Here is a 16,340-nt window from a genome sequence, read left to right as displayed (position 1 = left end):
AATAAATATCTGAGTTTTTTACTGAATTTTGTCGTTGAGACCGCGCGTATCAAAAACAAGGATAAATACTCTTATTGATATGATAAGAAAAGTGGGAAAGTTTGTCAAGTAATAAAACTAGAGAGCTCAAATGGAAGAAGGTAAACTCTAAAGTGTACGTTCAGTAGCACTTTCTATAAGAGAGATTGTATTATCTATCCCATAAAGCTTGATAAAAGATCCCATTCTAGGACCGGTTTTTTGTCCAAGTAATGTTTCATACAAAAACTGAAACCAATCGCGTAAGTTGCTGTAATTATATTTTTTTCCGATGGAGAAAACCTGAGATTGAATCTCTTCAGCAGTGGCTGTAATAGGCAGGGAATGTAGGTTGTTCTTTAAATCTAGTAACGCTTCTTTCTCTTTTTCGTTTGAAGCTTTATACGCTTTTGTTGGCTTGATAAAGTCGTGATAATACCTAACTGCAAAATCCGAAAGTCTATCTAGCATTTTGTTGCTTTCTGGTGTAACGTTTGGTGCATAAGTTGATATAAAACCCCAAAGAATCTCTTTATTTTCAGCATTACAAGCTGCTGCCAGGTTTAAAAGCAATGAAAAATTTATGCCTGAAGTTTCTACGTTTGGAACTTTACCCTGGTGGATGTGCCATAAAGGACTGTTTACATCCTTTTCTTTACTTTCATTATAACGCTTAACAAACTCCAAATATTCATCAGTTGATTTTGGTATCACATCAAAATATAAACGTTTAGCTTTTTTAGGACTCTGAAAGATGTATAACGCTAAACTCTCTGTGGGTGCATAAGTTAGCCACTCCTCAATTGAAATACCATTTCCTTTTGATTTTGATATTTTCTTTCCTTCTTTATCAAGAAATAACTCATAGCAAAACAAAAGCGGTGGCTTTTCTCCAAGTATTTTACATATTTGACTTGAAAGCACAGCAGATGGAGTCAAATCCTTTCCATGAGCTTCGTAATTAACTCCGAATGCAGCCCACCTCATCCCCCAATCAGGTTTCCATTGCAGTTTACATTTTCCTTTTGTCACTGGAATTTCTATTTTTTCCCCGTTTGGGTCTTCATACGTGATTGTTCCTTTATCTGTATTTGTTTCAATTACTGGAACTTGTAAAACTTGGGAAGTTTTTGGGCATATCGGCAAGAATGGACTGTAAGTTTGCTGCCTTTCTTCCCGAAATGATGGAAGCATTACGTCCATCACTTTATCATAATTTTTCAGCAGGAGTAAAAGTTTTTCATCGTAAACGCCAGATTTATAACACTCTGTAGCGCTTCTAAATTCGTATTCAAATTCAAACAAATCAAGAAATTTACACAACAACGAATTCATGTGATGACCATAACTTTCATGAGTGCCAAATGGGTCAGGTATCATGGTTAATGGCTTGTTCAGATTCTCTCTTAGCATTTCCTGATTTGGTACATTATCTGGTATTTTTCGCAAACCATCCATATCGTCGGAAACTGCAATGATTTTGGTTTTTATACTAGGAGCTATTTTTTTTAGAGCGTTTGCAATAACTGTGGTACGAAAAACTTCCCCAAAAGTACCAATATGTGGTAAACCTGAGGGACCATAACCAGTCTCAAATATTATCTCTTTTTTATTAGGGAATTCTTGTAGTATTTTTTCTGCTTCTTGAAATGGCCAGCTTATAATCATTGAATTTAAATTAATTATCTTACCTAAAGTGCTATTCATTTCAATAGATTTTTAATTAATGATGTAGTATTAGTGTTAGAGCTCTTATTAGAAGGTTAAAGATATGTCTACTGGCAGCATACAAACGAATCAATTATTTAAAGGTCTTACAAGACCTGCAATGCTCTTTGGTGTGAGTTATATGTTTGCAATATTAAACGTTCTAATTTGCATGCTAATTTTCATTAATACAAATGATCTTAGAGTAATTCTCCTGATGTTACCAGGTATACATGGACTTGGCTATATAGCTTCTGCAAAGGAACCGTTGTTTATTGAGTTATTTATGGTAAAGCTGGGAAAATGCTCCAAATGTTTAAATCGGTTTTATCATGGAGCCAATTCTTATGACATTACTTGATGTTATGCAATGTTGAGATTTAGAGCTATTCAATCAAAGAATAAATCTATTCTAAGTAGAGAGGTTCACGCTGCTGAATTTATACCTTATTCTTGCTATTGGAATAGTACAACCTTGATAACAAAGCAGAATTGGTTAGTTAAATTTATAAAATTAAATGGCTTTGCGTTTGAAACGGCCGATGATGAAGACTTGGCGATACAAAATAATATCAGAAATCAGATGCTAAGAAGCATTTCATCTCCAGCATTTAGTTTGTACTTTCATACCATCAGGCGTAAGAAGAATATCTTTTCTGATGAATTTGCAAACCAGAGTTTACCAAATTTTTTTGCTAACCATGTAAATCTAAAATGGAGAGAAAAACACGCAACTAGGCAATCTTTTATTAATGATTTATACATTACGATTATTCGTAGGGCAGATACAAAGGGAGTAGAATTTTTATCACATCTACTGAAAAAATTTGGGCATGTAACTTCAAAACATGCTTGGGAAAGTGATATGCGTGATACCTATGAAGATTTAGAGGAAACGACAAATCGTATAGTAACAAGCCTTAGGAATTATTCGCCTAAAGTCCTTGGAGTAAAAGAAACTCCAAACGGACTGTTTTGTGAAATAATGGAGTTTCTATCTAGAATTGTAAATTGTGGCTTTGTTACAAATACGCTTTTTCCACTAAAAACTGAAATATCAAGATACTTACCAGTTCATAGGGTATTTTTTGGCCATAAGATGATACAGGTTGTGACTCATAATGAAAGTAAATATGCTGGAATAGTTAGTATCAAAGAATATGGAAATAATACTTCTGCAGGAATGCTTGATTCTTTTTTACAACTTCCTTATGAATTTATTATCACGCAGTCTTTTCAAATTACAAATAGGCAAATGGCAATTGCGAAAATGCAGATACAGCAAAATCGTATGATACAATCTGCAGATAAAGCTATTTCTCAAATAGCAGAAATTTCTCATGCGCTTGATGATGCAATGAGTGGTAAAATTGCGTTTGGTGCACACCATTTAACTATCTTATGTATAGAAAAAAGCCCTAAATCATTGGACAATGCTTTATCATTGGTTGAATCGGAGCTTTCTAATTGTGGTGTTTATCCTGTTCGTGAGAGGGTTAATCTAGAACCAGCATTTTGGGCGCAAATTCCTGGTAATTTTGATTATATAGTGAGAAAAGGTACAATAAGTAGTCTTAATTTGGCCGGTTTTGCATCTCAACATAATTATCCTACTGGTAAAAAATTCAATAACCACTGGGGAGATGCTGTTACAGTTTTTGATACAACATCTGGCACTCCATTTTTCTTCAACTTTCATATAAGAGATGTTGGACATACTATGATAATTGGGCCAACAGGTGCTGGCAAAACTGTTTTAATGAATTTTTTATGTGCTCAAGCAATGAAATTTTCTCCAAGAATATTCTTTTTTGATAAAGATCGCGGTGCAGAAATTTTTTTAAGAGCACTTGGTGGTATCTATACTATAATAGAACCAAGAACTAAGACAAATTTTAATCCTCTGCAACTTGACGATACTCCTGATAATAAAACATTTTTGATGGAATGGATAAAATCTTTAATTTTAGTATACAACGATAAATTCACTTCAGAAGATATTGCTAGAATTAATGATGCAATTGAGGGAAATTTTAAATTAAAAAAAGAAGACAGATTTTTGAGAAATCTTGTACCATTTTTAGGACTTGCGGGCCCTGATACTCTAGCTGGAGCAATATCTATGTGGCATGATGATGGCTCTCATGCTGCAATATTTGACAATAAAGAAGATTTGCTAGATTTTTCAAAAGCAAGAGTGTTTGGCTTTGAAATGGCTAGCTTGCTAAAAGATCCTGTTGCTCTTGGGCCGGTCTTGATTTATTTGTTTCATAGGATTAGTATATCGCTTGATGGCACTCCATCTATTATTGTTCTTGATGAAGCATGGGCGTTAATAGATAATTCAGTTTTTGCACCTAAGATAAAAGACTGGTTGAAAGTGCTGAGAAAGTTAAATGCTTTTGTGGTTTTTGCTACTCAGAGTGTTGAAGATGCAAGTAAAAGTGCTATTAGTGATACGCTTGTACAGCAGACAGCAACACAAATTTTTTTGCCAAATCTGAAAGCTACTAGTGTCTATCGAGATGTTTTTATGTTAACTGAACGTGAGTACATACTGATCAAACACACAGATCCAAGTACTAGATTCTTTTTAGTAAAGCAGGGAGTTAATGCTGTAGTAGCTAGAATAGATCTGAAAGATTTGGATGATGTGGTCAACGTGTTATCTGGACGCGCAGAAAGTGTCCTATTGTTACATGATATATTGAAAGAAGTCGGAGATGATCCAAAGATGTGGTTGCCTGTGTTTTATCAAAAGGTGAAAAATGTTTAAAACTAAACTGTCATTACTGTTAGTTGCGATATTTTTATTAAATATAGATTTTTTACTCTCATATCCAGTGTTTGCAGATACAGTAAGTGGTACTGACAAAACGGAATTTGTTAGCAGGTTTAATTCTACTGGTAGTTTTAGCCGTGCCTCTGATCCTGACTGTAAGGCGTTTGAAACAGCTGCAGCAGTTGCTGGGATAGTAATTGCTATTGGTGCAATATTTACTGGTATTGTTTTGATTGTCTCTTCTGCTGGTTTATTTACTGCTCTTGTTATCGTTGGAATGATAGCCGCAATTGTTGGAGTCTGGAAGGCAGTGGGGGGACTTATTGTTTGTCAGCATAGTTTTGTTAGGCATCCAGTTGCATACGATAATGATGGGAGATATAAAAATTTTAAACTAAAAGACACAGGTTATAGTGGTGACACAGATAAAAATTATCGAACAGAAGATGAGTATTTTTCCGCATTACAGAAAAGATCAGGAAGAGATGGAAAACAAACAGAAAAGGAGATTTTAAATTCTACTAACTGGGATGTTGTTAATGTTGATAGGGAACACTACTACTGGCCAAAAAATGGGGTGCAATATAGTGAATACATAGAAGTGTGTCATCGCAATCCTTTAACATTTGGCAACCTTTTCAAGACGAATGACTTTAATTTCAGGGGGAAAGATGGATACATAGACTTTGATATCAGAGAGAAAGACACTGGATATGAAAGTGGTTCATGGTCTCCGAAGGTTGATGGCGATCTAGAATGTAAAGTGCTTAAAGCTGGGCAGAGCGAAGACATACATGGATCAACGTTCAGGGCAGTGAGAAAAATGGGTAGGTTATGTGTGGAATTGGCTGAAGTTAGGGCAGCTGGAACTGCTTGGCCGCAAGGAATTGATATAGGATGCACGGAATTACCACCTGATCCAATTGCTCCTATGTGTGAAAAATCTGTGATGATATTCAAAAATAAAGATGGCACAGGGAAAGAAGAAGTTTCTATTGGTAGTGATAATGACTATAAAACTAATATAAGAAATAAGGAAAAAGAAGGAAAAATTTTTGTAGGTTACGACAATAAAGGCTGTTTTAGCTCATATGTCTCTGAAGCTTGCTACAATCAGGCAGGGAGTAAATCATTAGCTCCTCTTCCCATCACTTCTATGATAGTGCAATGCATTAAGGAATCGTTAGATAATTTAGTTGCAGGTATTGATTCAAGTGGCAGTCCACTTAACGATCAAAATGGACATAACAAGGGCAGTTTCTTATCTGTAGCACAGAAAAAGCTAAAAAACACCGTAACTGCTGTCTTAGTTTTGGCTTTAATACTGTTCTCTATAAAAGCCATGTCTGGTGGTGTTCGCAGTCCTCAAGAAATGTACATGTTGATTATTAAGTTTGCTTTAGTGATTTACTTCACAACAGGCAGTACTATGTTCCATTATTATGGAGAATTAACAAAACTTTCAAATGGTTTGTCGGAGATAGTATTGCAAGCATCATCTGAGAGCAAAGGTATATGTAATTACGAAGCAGGCAAAGATTATGAATACATGCGTAAAGTAGATGGAAAAAGAATATCTTACAGCTATCTTGCTCCTTGGGATAGGCTTGATTGTAGAATTTTATTCTATTTAGGTGCCCCTTTAGATGGAATTGGTGGTAAAATTGGTGCAGGGGGTGCTGTAACATTAATGGTTTTGCTTGGTGCTGCTCCTGTCTTATTAGTTGCAGGTTCGGTAATCGGTATTATTTTTGCTGGTGGACAGATCTTAGTAGCTCTTGTCTGTATATTTATGGCCATTTTGATGATGATGGTTATTTTGTGGATGTGCTATGTATTTATCTTATCTTTAGTTGCGCTTAGTGTAATTATCATCTTATCGCCTTTATTCATTCCTATGGTTTTGTTTCAACATACTAAGGGATATTTTGATGGTTGGCTAAAAGAGTTAATTACCTACAGTTTATACCCAGTTATCCTTTTTGCATTTCTATCTTTTATGTTCATAGCATGTGATAAAATCTTTTATAGAGGTCTAAATTTTGAGAAAGAGCAAGTTGAAATGCTAGGCAAGAAAACATATTGGTTTAAATTGAAAGGAGGAGAATGTACTAACAATCCAAATACTTTAGCGTGCATGCTACAAGAATATAAATGGGAGAAAAGTATGCTGCTTGGTCTGGTTGATTTTGCGTATGTTGAATTTAGTAACTCTGTACTTGGAGAGTTAATGAAGTTATGTTTGGTGCTATTTTTATTTTACCATTTTTTAAACGTTCTTCCCGGTATGGCTGCTGAACTTGCTGGTAACCACAGAGCAGCACTTGGTTCAGGTAGCACTCCTGCACAAATGGTGAATAAAGCTTTATCTGCTGCCAAAGCTGCTGCTGGAGGTGCTGGTCAAGTTGCTGCTGCGGCTGTAAGTAAGGCAAGAGGGGCTATTGGAGGAGGTGGAGATGATAATAAGGGATCGGGATCTTCCTCTAGTGAATCTATAAAACCAGGTGGAGAGTGAGCGCAGGTGAGTAACAGATGTTTGAACATTTGAGCAACCAAAACTTGGTTAAGCTATGCATAAGTTTTGTGATACTCTTTTTATTATCTGGGTGCGGGTGTATTAAGCCAGAAGATTCATCAGGCTTGCGTGAGAAATTGGATATAGTGTCAACAGAGCAGAAATGGGTTGATTCTGGAGTCTATATTTCGGATAAAATAAAAGTAACAGAGATTAATATAGTACCTAATAAGGTTAATTTTTGTTCGCAATATAAAGATTTTGCAATTGAATCTGGAGTAAGAAACGTTACATTACCGTTTGCGCTTAAAGCTGGCGATGCGATAAGCTTTAGTGTTGTTAGAAGTAAAATGTGTAAAAACGATAATGGCACGGTCACCTATAAAAAAATTGACGAGAGTTGCGGTGAAGTAGAGAAGGAGTATTTTGCACATGTTTTAAATCAAAATGAATGTCAGGCAATATGGCAAAATGGAGAATACAAGTACACAATATGTCCTAACAAACTCATGATAGGCAATGCAGAATGGCTTCCCGGGCAAGAGTACTGGAGTTCAGATTTTTCAAAACCAGACCAAGAAGAAAAAAGAAAGGAGATTGAAAATATTAACTCTATAAAGCAGGGAGAAAATATAGACTGCAGCAAGCTTTCAAGCGATCAGAAAAGTAAGATGGATACGCGCATTTTAAATTTACTCTGTAGAAAGATATGTAAGTTTTCTTCCGGTAGCCGTGACAGTAATTGTGTGCATGTTGAATACAATGATATAGAAGATGAAATATTTAGATCCATTACTAACGCTTCAACTAACTCTAGTGGCAAATCTGTTAATACTGAGATTATTGATAATGTTTTAAAGAATGCAGAAGTAAAAACTGATGTTCCATTCTTAAATGTTTCTATGGATGGTGAAAATCTTGAACACATTCCTAGTGGTGGTTTATGTACTAATTGTGATCACAAGATAAGTAATGACCATCAAACATCAAAGTTAATTTTCAAGTTGGGTGATAGCAGAGATAAAGGTGGTTTCAACATAAGAGTAACAAAAATCCCTAATTTAGAAAAAAGCTTATATATACATGTTTCTGACAAATTTCCCGAGCACAACCCTGATGAAACTCAGGGAGATATACCTGTAGACATTAGCAAAGTTTATAATACTCAATATATGGAAGGCTTAAAAGAAAAGCTAAAGGACAAGAGTGGCACTATATATTACGGAATAAGAGATCATGGGTGTGATTATAAGAAAAATGAAGGTCAATTTAGCATTAACCTTACAACTAAAGAGCCACCTGTAAGAACTTTTAGTGCGATATATAATTTTTTTGATGAAAAAGTAAAAACTGCATTTTTCGGTTCTAGCTACAAAGACACTAACGCGATTCACTCTGATACTAGCCCTGTGAAGTCTCTTTATCAAAGTTTTGTAGCATCAAATAGAACAAATACCATCAGATCTACAATAGTGTCGTTATTAGTATTATATATAGTTTTATACACCCTTTATTACTTTTTTGGATTATCTCATGCTTCTATATATGAATTTTTAATTATATGTGTAAAGATAGGAGTTATTACCCAATTGCTGAACGATAACAGTTGGAGTTTTTTTTATAACAATGCATTTTCTATTTTTGTTAATGCTCCAAAACAGTTAATAGAAATAGCAAATTTCGGAGGTACAACATCAAATGTTTTTGAATTTCTTGATTTACCGCTCAATAGGTTTTTATCAGCACACTCAGTGTTACTAATAATATCTCTTATATTCTCTGGTCCTTTGGGTATTGTATCGTTTTGCTTGGTGATTTGGGGTTTGATAACAGTGAGCTTATCGATGTTTAACGCCTTATTTTCTTTTATCACATCTATAGCAATAGTTGCATTATTGCTTTCCTTGGCGCCTCTTTTTATTATTTGCCTTCTATTTGGATATACTAGACAGATGTTTCACAATTGGGTCAAAAATTTAGCAAGATTTGCAATTCATCCGGTAGTGCTTTTAATTTTTATATCATTAATAAGCCAGGTTATGGATTATATTGTGTATTCGGTCTTTAATTTTGAGGTCTGCCCTACATGTATACTTAATCTTAACTTAAAGATTTTTAATCCTTGTATTCTTTATGGTTATGCTTCCAAACATGCACCTAACATCACAGCTATGATGGCTTTTGTGATTTTGGGACATGCCATGAAAGCTTTAGTTGAGGCATCTTCAACAATATCTGATTCGCTGTTTGGTGTTTATGTAGCAAGCGAACCAGGAAGGCAATATCAGCAAAGCTTAATGGGAACAGTAGGTTTAGATGAACAAAGTATCCAAAGAAGAGCAGGTCAGCAATCTGGTACACCAAGTCGAAGACCTCAAATACCACAATCAGCTCAAAGATCAGCACCTAAAATACCGACAAACACAGGAAATCAATGATGAGCAGAAAATCATTATTATTGATACTATGTCTTGTAATTACTGGCTGCACAATGGATTGTGTTGAACCTGGGTTGCAGAGCAGAAATACTAGTGTCAGTATAGATGTTCCAGTTCGTGAAGGTGGCGAAGGAGTTAAAATTCATTGGGTTGATTCTGGTCAAGTAATTAGCAAGGATGAGAAAATCAAAATTACTCTTGGTGGGTCAGTAAATTTTTGTCCTCTTAAAGAAGGGAAAAATCCAAAGAGAGTACTTGTGCCCGCTGTATTTTGTACTAATGATTTAATACCAAATTACAGTAATAAGTTAATTGATAATGCTAGTCTTGATGAACGAGAAATATGTGGGGATATAGGCTTTGGAAATAATGAATTCTATAGCAATAGACGTTATGTAGATACTGGAATTAAAGCAAATCCTGGTGATAAGTTAAGCTTTAGCTTAATTCCCAGAGAGATAACGATTGATTATGACAATCCACAAGGAAAAGGAATCAGTTTTGATGGCAATTGTTATAGCTCTGAAAGAGGGGATGAAAAAGATAAAGTTACAATAAAAGACATGTTTGGTGGAGGAACATTCTTTTGTGAAAAAAGTGGTAAGAGGACTAAAGTAGAATTTCCTAAGATTAATAAAGAGAACATAGAAGAAAGAAGAGTGCTAGTTGGTAATGGCTACACTCCATATGATAATAAGGTACATTTTAATAAGGATTATATTCAAAATTCATGGATAAATGGTGCATTGTTAGATTTACGACGAACTAAAATAGGACTGGATAAATTATGTAATGGGAAAAAATGTGATTTTAATGAGATAAGCAAGTACAGCTCTTATGAGCTTAATTGTTACTATCAGAATATATGTTACAACGCAAAAGGTATAGGGGAGAATTGCGTCTCTTCTATAAGGTATGAGAAGTATGATAAAAGAAATACATGTGACATGTATTCTCACCTTAAACGTATTGAGGATGAACTAAAAGAGATTGAAGAAAATAAGAGGGATTCTAAGCAGATTGACATTAATTTAATATCAAATTCTAAATTAAACTTCAAAGAGGACAGAGAAGATATTTCTTGGGCCGAAGCTCTTGTTGCAAAAATTGGCGATCTTGATGATCAGAATACTGCTAAAGGTATTCAATGTTTTCCAGAGAAAAAGGGTGCAAAAGGAGATAATGTGTGTTCGCAAATTGGTGATAATTTTGAACATTTTTCTTTGAAATTAAATCATGATTATAAAATAGATGAAAAAGATATACTACATGGTAGTAGTGTGATGCTTGCTATAGCAAGTAATGGCAACTACCAACTTCATAGAGGTGGATATCATGTTGCAGTGACTAGATCATGTAACTTCGATAGTGGTGAAAAACTGTATATGTACTTGGGTGATAATCCGCCAGGAGATCCATCTATTCCGGAAACTAATGATTTCAGAAAAGTAGAGAAGTTGGATAAAATAACAGAGGATAATGTAATCTATTATGCAATAGATGGAAGTCATTTAAAGGATAAAGAGTCTAAAAAGATATACTTTGGTATTAATGTAGAAAACGTAAAGAAAGATGATATTACGGACAAAGAAGCCAAATATTATGAAGATAACAAATACACAGTAAATTTATTTTTAAAAAGAAAAATAAACGATTTTATTTCATCAACTGTAAACAAGATTTTTGATTTCATAACAGATGGGGGTGAAGACGGAATTAAAATTCCATATGAAGGATATAGAAAGGGGCTTCTACAAGGAATAAGAGCTTTGCTTATTCTATACGTTATATTTACTGTTGTTGGCTATATGCTTGGAACAATACAATTAAGTAAATTCGATTTTATTATAAGAATATTCAAAATAGCATTTATAGCTTTTGCTTTTAGTGATAGAAGTTGGGAATTCTTTGGTACAACTTTGTCTGGGCTTTTTGTTGATGGTAGCATTTATTTAGTTGATAGTTTTTCTGGCTATATAGGGGAAGGAGGTAAAAAATTTGCATTCTTAGATTTAACAGCGGGAGTATTATTTACAGGAGAAACATGGCTGAAATTTTTATCTTTAATGCTATCAGGACCTTTTGGCTTTATTGCATTTTTGGCAATACTTTATGCTACTTTTGTGTTTTTAAGATGCATTATTAGTGCTACGTTTAAGTATGTAATATCTACTGTTTTAGTGGCATTTTTATTGTCATTGGCACCTTTATTTATCGTATTTATTCTATTTCAACAAACTAAAACATTATTTGATAATTGGATAAAAACGCTGGCTCATGTTTCATTGCAACCAGTCATTTTATTTTCATCCTTGTCTCTTTTAAATCAGTTAATGTATTCAGTTCTATACAACCTCACAAATTTTTCTGCATGCTATCAATGCTTAATTAGTGTAAATTTTTTATCGTATGATCTGTGTCTTATGAAATCAATATTACCTCTTGGGTATAGTCCTGGTACTAGTGTTGATGTTGCGCTCAGTACTGGAGAAAGGGCTGGTGGGCACTTTGCAGCATTACCTATAGATCTAATCCAGGCATTTATATATCTCATCATTGCTAGTGCAATGGAAGCTTTTGTTTCCATATCAGAAACTATGGCGCAGGCGTTGTTCAGCTCTGGTTATGGAGTTGCTCAAAGTGTTAGTCATATTGCTAGGAGCGCATCACAAGCTATGCTGTCAACTGTTGGCCTTGATGATAGAACCCAAAATATGATACATAACATCAAGCAGGGAATGAGTAAAGATCGTGGAAAAATTGAAGCTAAATTGCCTGATACACCAAAGCAAGCAGATGAAAAAGGGAGTTCTGGCAAAGAAATGAGCAAATCTGAAACACTAAGCCAGCAAGATAAGCAAAAGGATTCTGATAAAAAAAGGACAAGTTAAGGAAGATTGATGAGATATATGGAGTAACTAATTAAAAAGATATTTGAAGTAAGGTTTTAGAAATTTATTCTGTATTGGAAAAAGTTTAGGTATGCAATCACGCTTAGGCAAATGTTGGTTTAGGTTATTAATTTTGGTAATCTGTGTGCTGGTTACAGGTTGTAGTAAGAATGATATGCCTTTTCCAAGGTGCATATCTGCTGATTATTTTGGTCCTGAACCGGTTGCAGTTGGTGCTCATTTTTCAAAAGATCACGATGCTTTTATTCCGGAAGATCAGGAAATTATAGATCCTGATACTGGCGAAATTAATTATGGTTTTCACTCTAATCAAGTGGTGAAGTGGAAAGATACTGGATTTGAAACCAATGGAGATAGTTTAGTAGTACGAGTAAATGGTGCATGGACATCTTGGAGTAATAATAATAAGAAAGAATCTAAAGGTAGTTATAATTTGCAAAGCTTGGAACAGCTAAAATATGTGACTAAGTTTGAAGGTAAACAGGGCGATAATAGTTTGCCTGACTTTCACTTAATTTGTAATGATTACAAATCTAGTACACAAAAAATTTCAAGTAATCCTAATGCAAGTTGTACTGTAAATTGCAAGTGTATTAGTGAAGATGATAACAGAGAAAAACGCGGTGCTCCATGTTGGTTTACTAACGGCCATGGTGCTTATCTTTTATTTAAAAGGCCTAGCGATTCTAGTCCTAACGAAAATTTAAAATCCATGCGTAACCCTGAGTCTCCTACTGTACATCTAGGTTACAATTCCGTAGCGGAAGATGGAAGTGGGCTTTTTACTTTAGACAGAGATAACACCACATTACAGGACAGGAATTGTAATACGGTGAGGTTAGAAAAAGGATGGAAAATATATGTAAAGATATTAGATAGATATTATCTAGATAATGCAGGTGGCTACTCTTTTGAATTTTTGAGCGGAGTGCAGAAACCAAGTAACTTTGGATTTTTTGATTACGTTTATAACTATCTAAAATGTGTATTATTGATTAACGAAAATTGTAAAAAGCATTTTGATAGCAATGATCCTGCAGCTGCACAAGCGATGTTTCAAAATATAGCTGAAAAAAGTACGAGCTTTCACAATTTTGTTCTTTCCTTGCTTGTTCTATTTATAGTGATTTCATCGCTTCTTTATCTTTTTGGAATGATAAGAGAAACTAAGCATGATATGCTCATCAGAATGATGAAAATCACTCTAGTAATAGTGCTTATATCTCCTGGAAGTTTTAGATTTTTCTATGATCATTTTCTTGTTTTATTTGTTAAAGGTCTTGAACAATTGATAAGCATAATTACTAATTTTGCTCCCAACATGAACACCGGAGGTAATTCAAACGTTGCTCAAGGAAATGAAGCTAAATTGTTTAGCTTCATGGAGGATATGTTTAATAAGTTTTTTGCTTACTCTGTTTGGAAAAAGTTTGCAGCATTTTTACATTATCAAATGTGGGCAAGTCTCTTTATGATACCGGCAATTTTTATAGGGATTGTCTTATATTTCCTGCTGTATATGTATGCTTACATAATATTCCTTTCTGGTTTTATGGGTATAGCTTTTCTTGTATCTATAATGCCGCTATTCCTAATCTCTATTTTATTTTCACCACTGAAAAGTCTATTTGAGGGTTGGATAAAATTCTGTATTAGTTTCTGTTTGCAATCAATTATGATATTTACCCTGCTGTCATTACTTGCTGCAATGATAATGAATACCTTTTATAAACAGTTAGGCTTTACTGTGTGCTATAATAAATGGCTTGAAATAAAGTTATGTGCTCCAAAATGGGTATTTGGTGGTTTTTGTATAATTGATAAAGAATACTTTAGCTGGACTCCAGGGCAAATTTTTGTACCTTATACTATCGGGGAGGCTTCTCCGTTGAACGTAGATAAGAATATAGAAGGTATAGAAAAACTAAGCAGAATAGGTGGTACAGTAAAGTTTACTGGTGGCGCTGGATATATCCCTCTTCCACCAGATTACATTAATAAAGGTTTTCGTTATATAGATTACCCTTTCTTTAATCCAGTGCCTGGTACTGAGAAAAATCCAGCAGACCATTATATAGCAGAAAGTGATATAGTAGTTGATGCTAATTGTAGTGAAAAAGATCTAGTGCGTCTAACGAATAGTTTATTACATGCATCAGAAAAGGCTGATATCTTATTGTTGATAGATAATATAAATGGTAAGATAAAAAGGCGTTATTGTCAATCTCAACAGCATGAAGAAGAATGCAGGAATTATGAGAAAATAATAGACGATTACAAAAAGGGTATCATTCAATCAAATTCAAAAAGTGAAATAAAGTCTTTAGTGCAAGGTGTAATTACGCAAAGTGTAAGCTGCCAATCAGAGAATTTTTATGATATAAATCAAAACTATCAAGAAAATAGCGATTACCAAAGGGTACAGGACATACAGAGAGGTTATTTAATCAACGTAGGAGAGATCTTTATGCTGTTCTTGCTTTCGTTTTTGATGTTTTCTTTAAAGGAGTTTGTACAACAGATGGGCTCAAGCATTGCCGGTGGTGGGTTTAGTGTTTACAGTATATCTAGTATGTATCAAGCATCACCTTTAGCTAGTGTTACAGATGGATTAAAGCAGCAGTGGCAGAACTTTGCTGGCGGAAAGTTAGAGTCTTTAGGTGATTGGGCTACTCATGTACCGGACAGATTAGCTGGAGGTAAAGCTAATTTGCTAGGTAGAATACCAGGAGTTGGGGGTGTGCTGAAATATGCTATTAATGTACCACGTAAGCTTGTAGGTGCTACTATTGAAGCAACAAAATTTGCAACATCACCTAAAAATGATGTTGATAAGCTTGAGGAAAAAATCTACAGGGCGTTTGGAATTGATAAAGAAGATATTGCACATAGAAGAATTGATAAATATTTAGAATATTATAAAGGATATGTAGGATCACATTTGGGCTATACAATAGAAGATGCTATGAAGTTTGCTTGGGAACATGGTCTCGACTCTATAGGAATTAACCCTGCTAAAGGAGAAAAGGATGGTTATCAGCATAATTTGCTTTATAGAGCAAAAACGCACAGACGTGAGTTCTTGGAAAGGCTTCATGATTACACTATTGGACGTACAAAAGAACCAAAAGAAGAGGGTGAATCATCAAAAGAAAATAAGCCTGACCAATCAAATAGAGTAGCGCGAAAATTAGGCACGGAACCAGAAAATTTAAAAAACACTACAGAAGCTATACGTGCCGGAGAAGATAGAGAGCGTCAAGATAATGAAAGGAATGAGAACATAGAGAATGATGAAGAATCGTAATTTCAAAGGGCTAAGTTATTATGGTCTTCAGCAAGACGAAGATGGTAATATCAAGTTAAACGATTACAATGATGTTTTAAATGCGCGCAGAGCGAGGGTAGATTTGTTACTAGATAGCACTAAGCAAGGTGATGTTAATCTTTCAAAGCTAAATAAAGCTCTGAATGAGAGACTTATAGATGATAAAGGGCTATCGTCAGAATTTGACAAAGAAGACAAAGAAATTGCACAAAAGGAGCTTAAGATGTTCTCTATTTTAGATAATCTTGATAATCTTGTAAACATTAAAAGTGAAGATCTATTAGAGGTTAGTTTGTTACTATCAGATCTTAGTTTTATAGAGAGAAATATTGTGTTAAATGCCAATCAGAGTTTTGATCTAGTAGGGTTAAAAAGTTTATTTATAGAAAAAAAAGCATCTGGTGAGGAATATAGTGATGAAGAATGTAAAAACTTCCTCGATAATATAGAGAAAATCAATACTCTAATTAAGTTAGAGTTAGAAAGTAGAATTGAAGGGATGGGTCATGATGAAAAAAACAACCATGATGATTTACAAGATGAGATTGGTCGTGCAATCAGTATAGAAAATAAATCAAAGAAAAGCGATTGATCTTGCGTTTCTCCACAAGCAACCTTCTTTCTATTAGACTGCTGAAGC

The 16,340-nt window shown here is 34.4% G+C and carries 7 protein-coding genes and 1 pseudogene; 7 read left to right on the top strand and 1 reads right to left on the bottom strand.

The annotated features are described in order from the left end of the window. Positions 1-147 precede the first annotated feature (147 nt). Positions 148-1,725 carry a lysine--tRNA ligase gene (locus EJB00_RS05140; protein WP_015587903.1) on the bottom strand — a complete coding sequence of 526 codons (1,578 nt, stop codon included), beginning with the start codon at positions 1,723-1,725 and terminating at the stop codon, positions 148-150. Positions 1,726-1,789: 64 nt separating this feature from the next. On the opposite strand from EJB00_RS05140, the gene EJB00_RS05135 reads away from it, so the two are divergent. The 7 genes and pseudogenes from EJB00_RS05135 (at position 1,790) to EJB00_RS05105 (ending at position 16,292) form a co-directional block, all read left to right on the top strand. After that, on the top strand, positions 1,790-2,086 hold the full coding sequence (locus EJB00_RS05135) for a type IV secretion system protein VirB3 (RefSeq protein WP_006015054.1): 297 nt from the start codon (positions 1,790-1,792) through the stop codon (positions 2,084-2,086). 9 nt (positions 2,087-2,095) lie between these two features. Beyond that, positions 2,096-4,501 carry a VirB4 family type IV secretion/conjugal transfer ATPase gene (locus EJB00_RS05130; RefSeq protein WP_015587902.1) on the top strand — a complete coding sequence of 802 codons (2,406 nt, stop codon included), beginning with the start codon at positions 2,096-2,098 and terminating at the stop codon, positions 4,499-4,501. Next, positions 4,494-7,022, top strand: a complete 2,529-nt coding sequence (locus tag EJB00_RS05125) for a TrbL/VirB6 family protein (RefSeq protein ID WP_135353010.1) — start codon at positions 4,494-4,496, stop codon at positions 7,020-7,022. The genes EJB00_RS05130 and EJB00_RS05125 overlap by 8 nt, the downstream gene beginning before the upstream one ends. Positions 7,023-7,039: 17 nt before the next feature. Continuing rightward, positions 7,040-9,460: a TrbL/VirB6 family protein gene (locus EJB00_RS05120; protein ID WP_135353011.1), complete on the top strand. Its 2,421-nt coding sequence runs from the start codon at positions 7,040-7,042 to the stop codon at positions 9,458-9,460. Then, positions 9,457-12,361, top strand: a pseudogene (locus EJB00_RS05115) (TrbL/VirB6 family protein). The gene EJB00_RS05120 and the pseudogene EJB00_RS05115 overlap by 4 nt, the downstream one beginning before the upstream one ends. A gap of 81 nt (positions 12,362-12,442) precedes the next feature. Continuing rightward, positions 12,443-15,679, top strand: coding sequence for a TrbL/VirB6 family protein (locus tag EJB00_RS05110; protein WP_135353013.1), 3,237 nt, complete (start codon positions 12,443-12,445; stop codon positions 15,677-15,679). After that, complete coding sequence (locus EJB00_RS05105; protein ID WP_135353014.1) at positions 15,663-16,292, top strand: WD_0853 family protein; 630 nt, start codon at positions 15,663-15,665, stop codon at positions 16,290-16,292. Before EJB00_RS05110 ends, EJB00_RS05105 begins: the two co-directional genes overlap by 17 nt. Positions 16,293-16,340 lie beyond the last annotated feature (48 nt).

Source organism: Wolbachia endosymbiont of Drosophila mauritiana (assembly GCF_004795975.1).
Classification (GTDB): Bacteria; Pseudomonadota; Alphaproteobacteria; order Rickettsiales; family Anaplasmataceae; genus Wolbachia.
Note: the sequence above shows the minus strand (reverse complement) of the source record. Positions and strands in the feature narration are given on the sequence as shown.

Coding starts and splice junctions, on each gene's coding strand:
- EJB00_RS05140 (WP_015587903.1), bottom strand. CDS start 1,725: ATGAATAGCACTTTAGGTAAGATAATTAATTTAAATTCAATGATTATA.
- EJB00_RS05135 (WP_006015054.1), top strand. CDS start 1,790: ATGTCTACTGGCAGCATACAAACGAATCAATTATTTAAAGGTCTTACA.
- EJB00_RS05130 (WP_015587902.1), top strand. CDS start 2,096: ATGTTGAGATTTAGAGCTATTCAATCAAAGAATAAATCTATTCTAAGT.
- EJB00_RS05125 (WP_135353010.1), top strand. CDS start 4,494: ATGTTTAAAACTAAACTGTCATTACTGTTAGTTGCGATATTTTTATTA.
- EJB00_RS05120 (WP_135353011.1), top strand. CDS start 7,040: ATGTTTGAACATTTGAGCAACCAAAACTTGGTTAAGCTATGCATAAGT.
- EJB00_RS05110 (WP_135353013.1), top strand. CDS start 12,443: ATGCAATCACGCTTAGGCAAATGTTGGTTTAGGTTATTAATTTTGGTA.
- EJB00_RS05105 (WP_135353014.1), top strand. CDS start 15,663: ATGATGAAGAATCGTAATTTCAAAGGGCTAAGTTATTATGGTCTTCAG.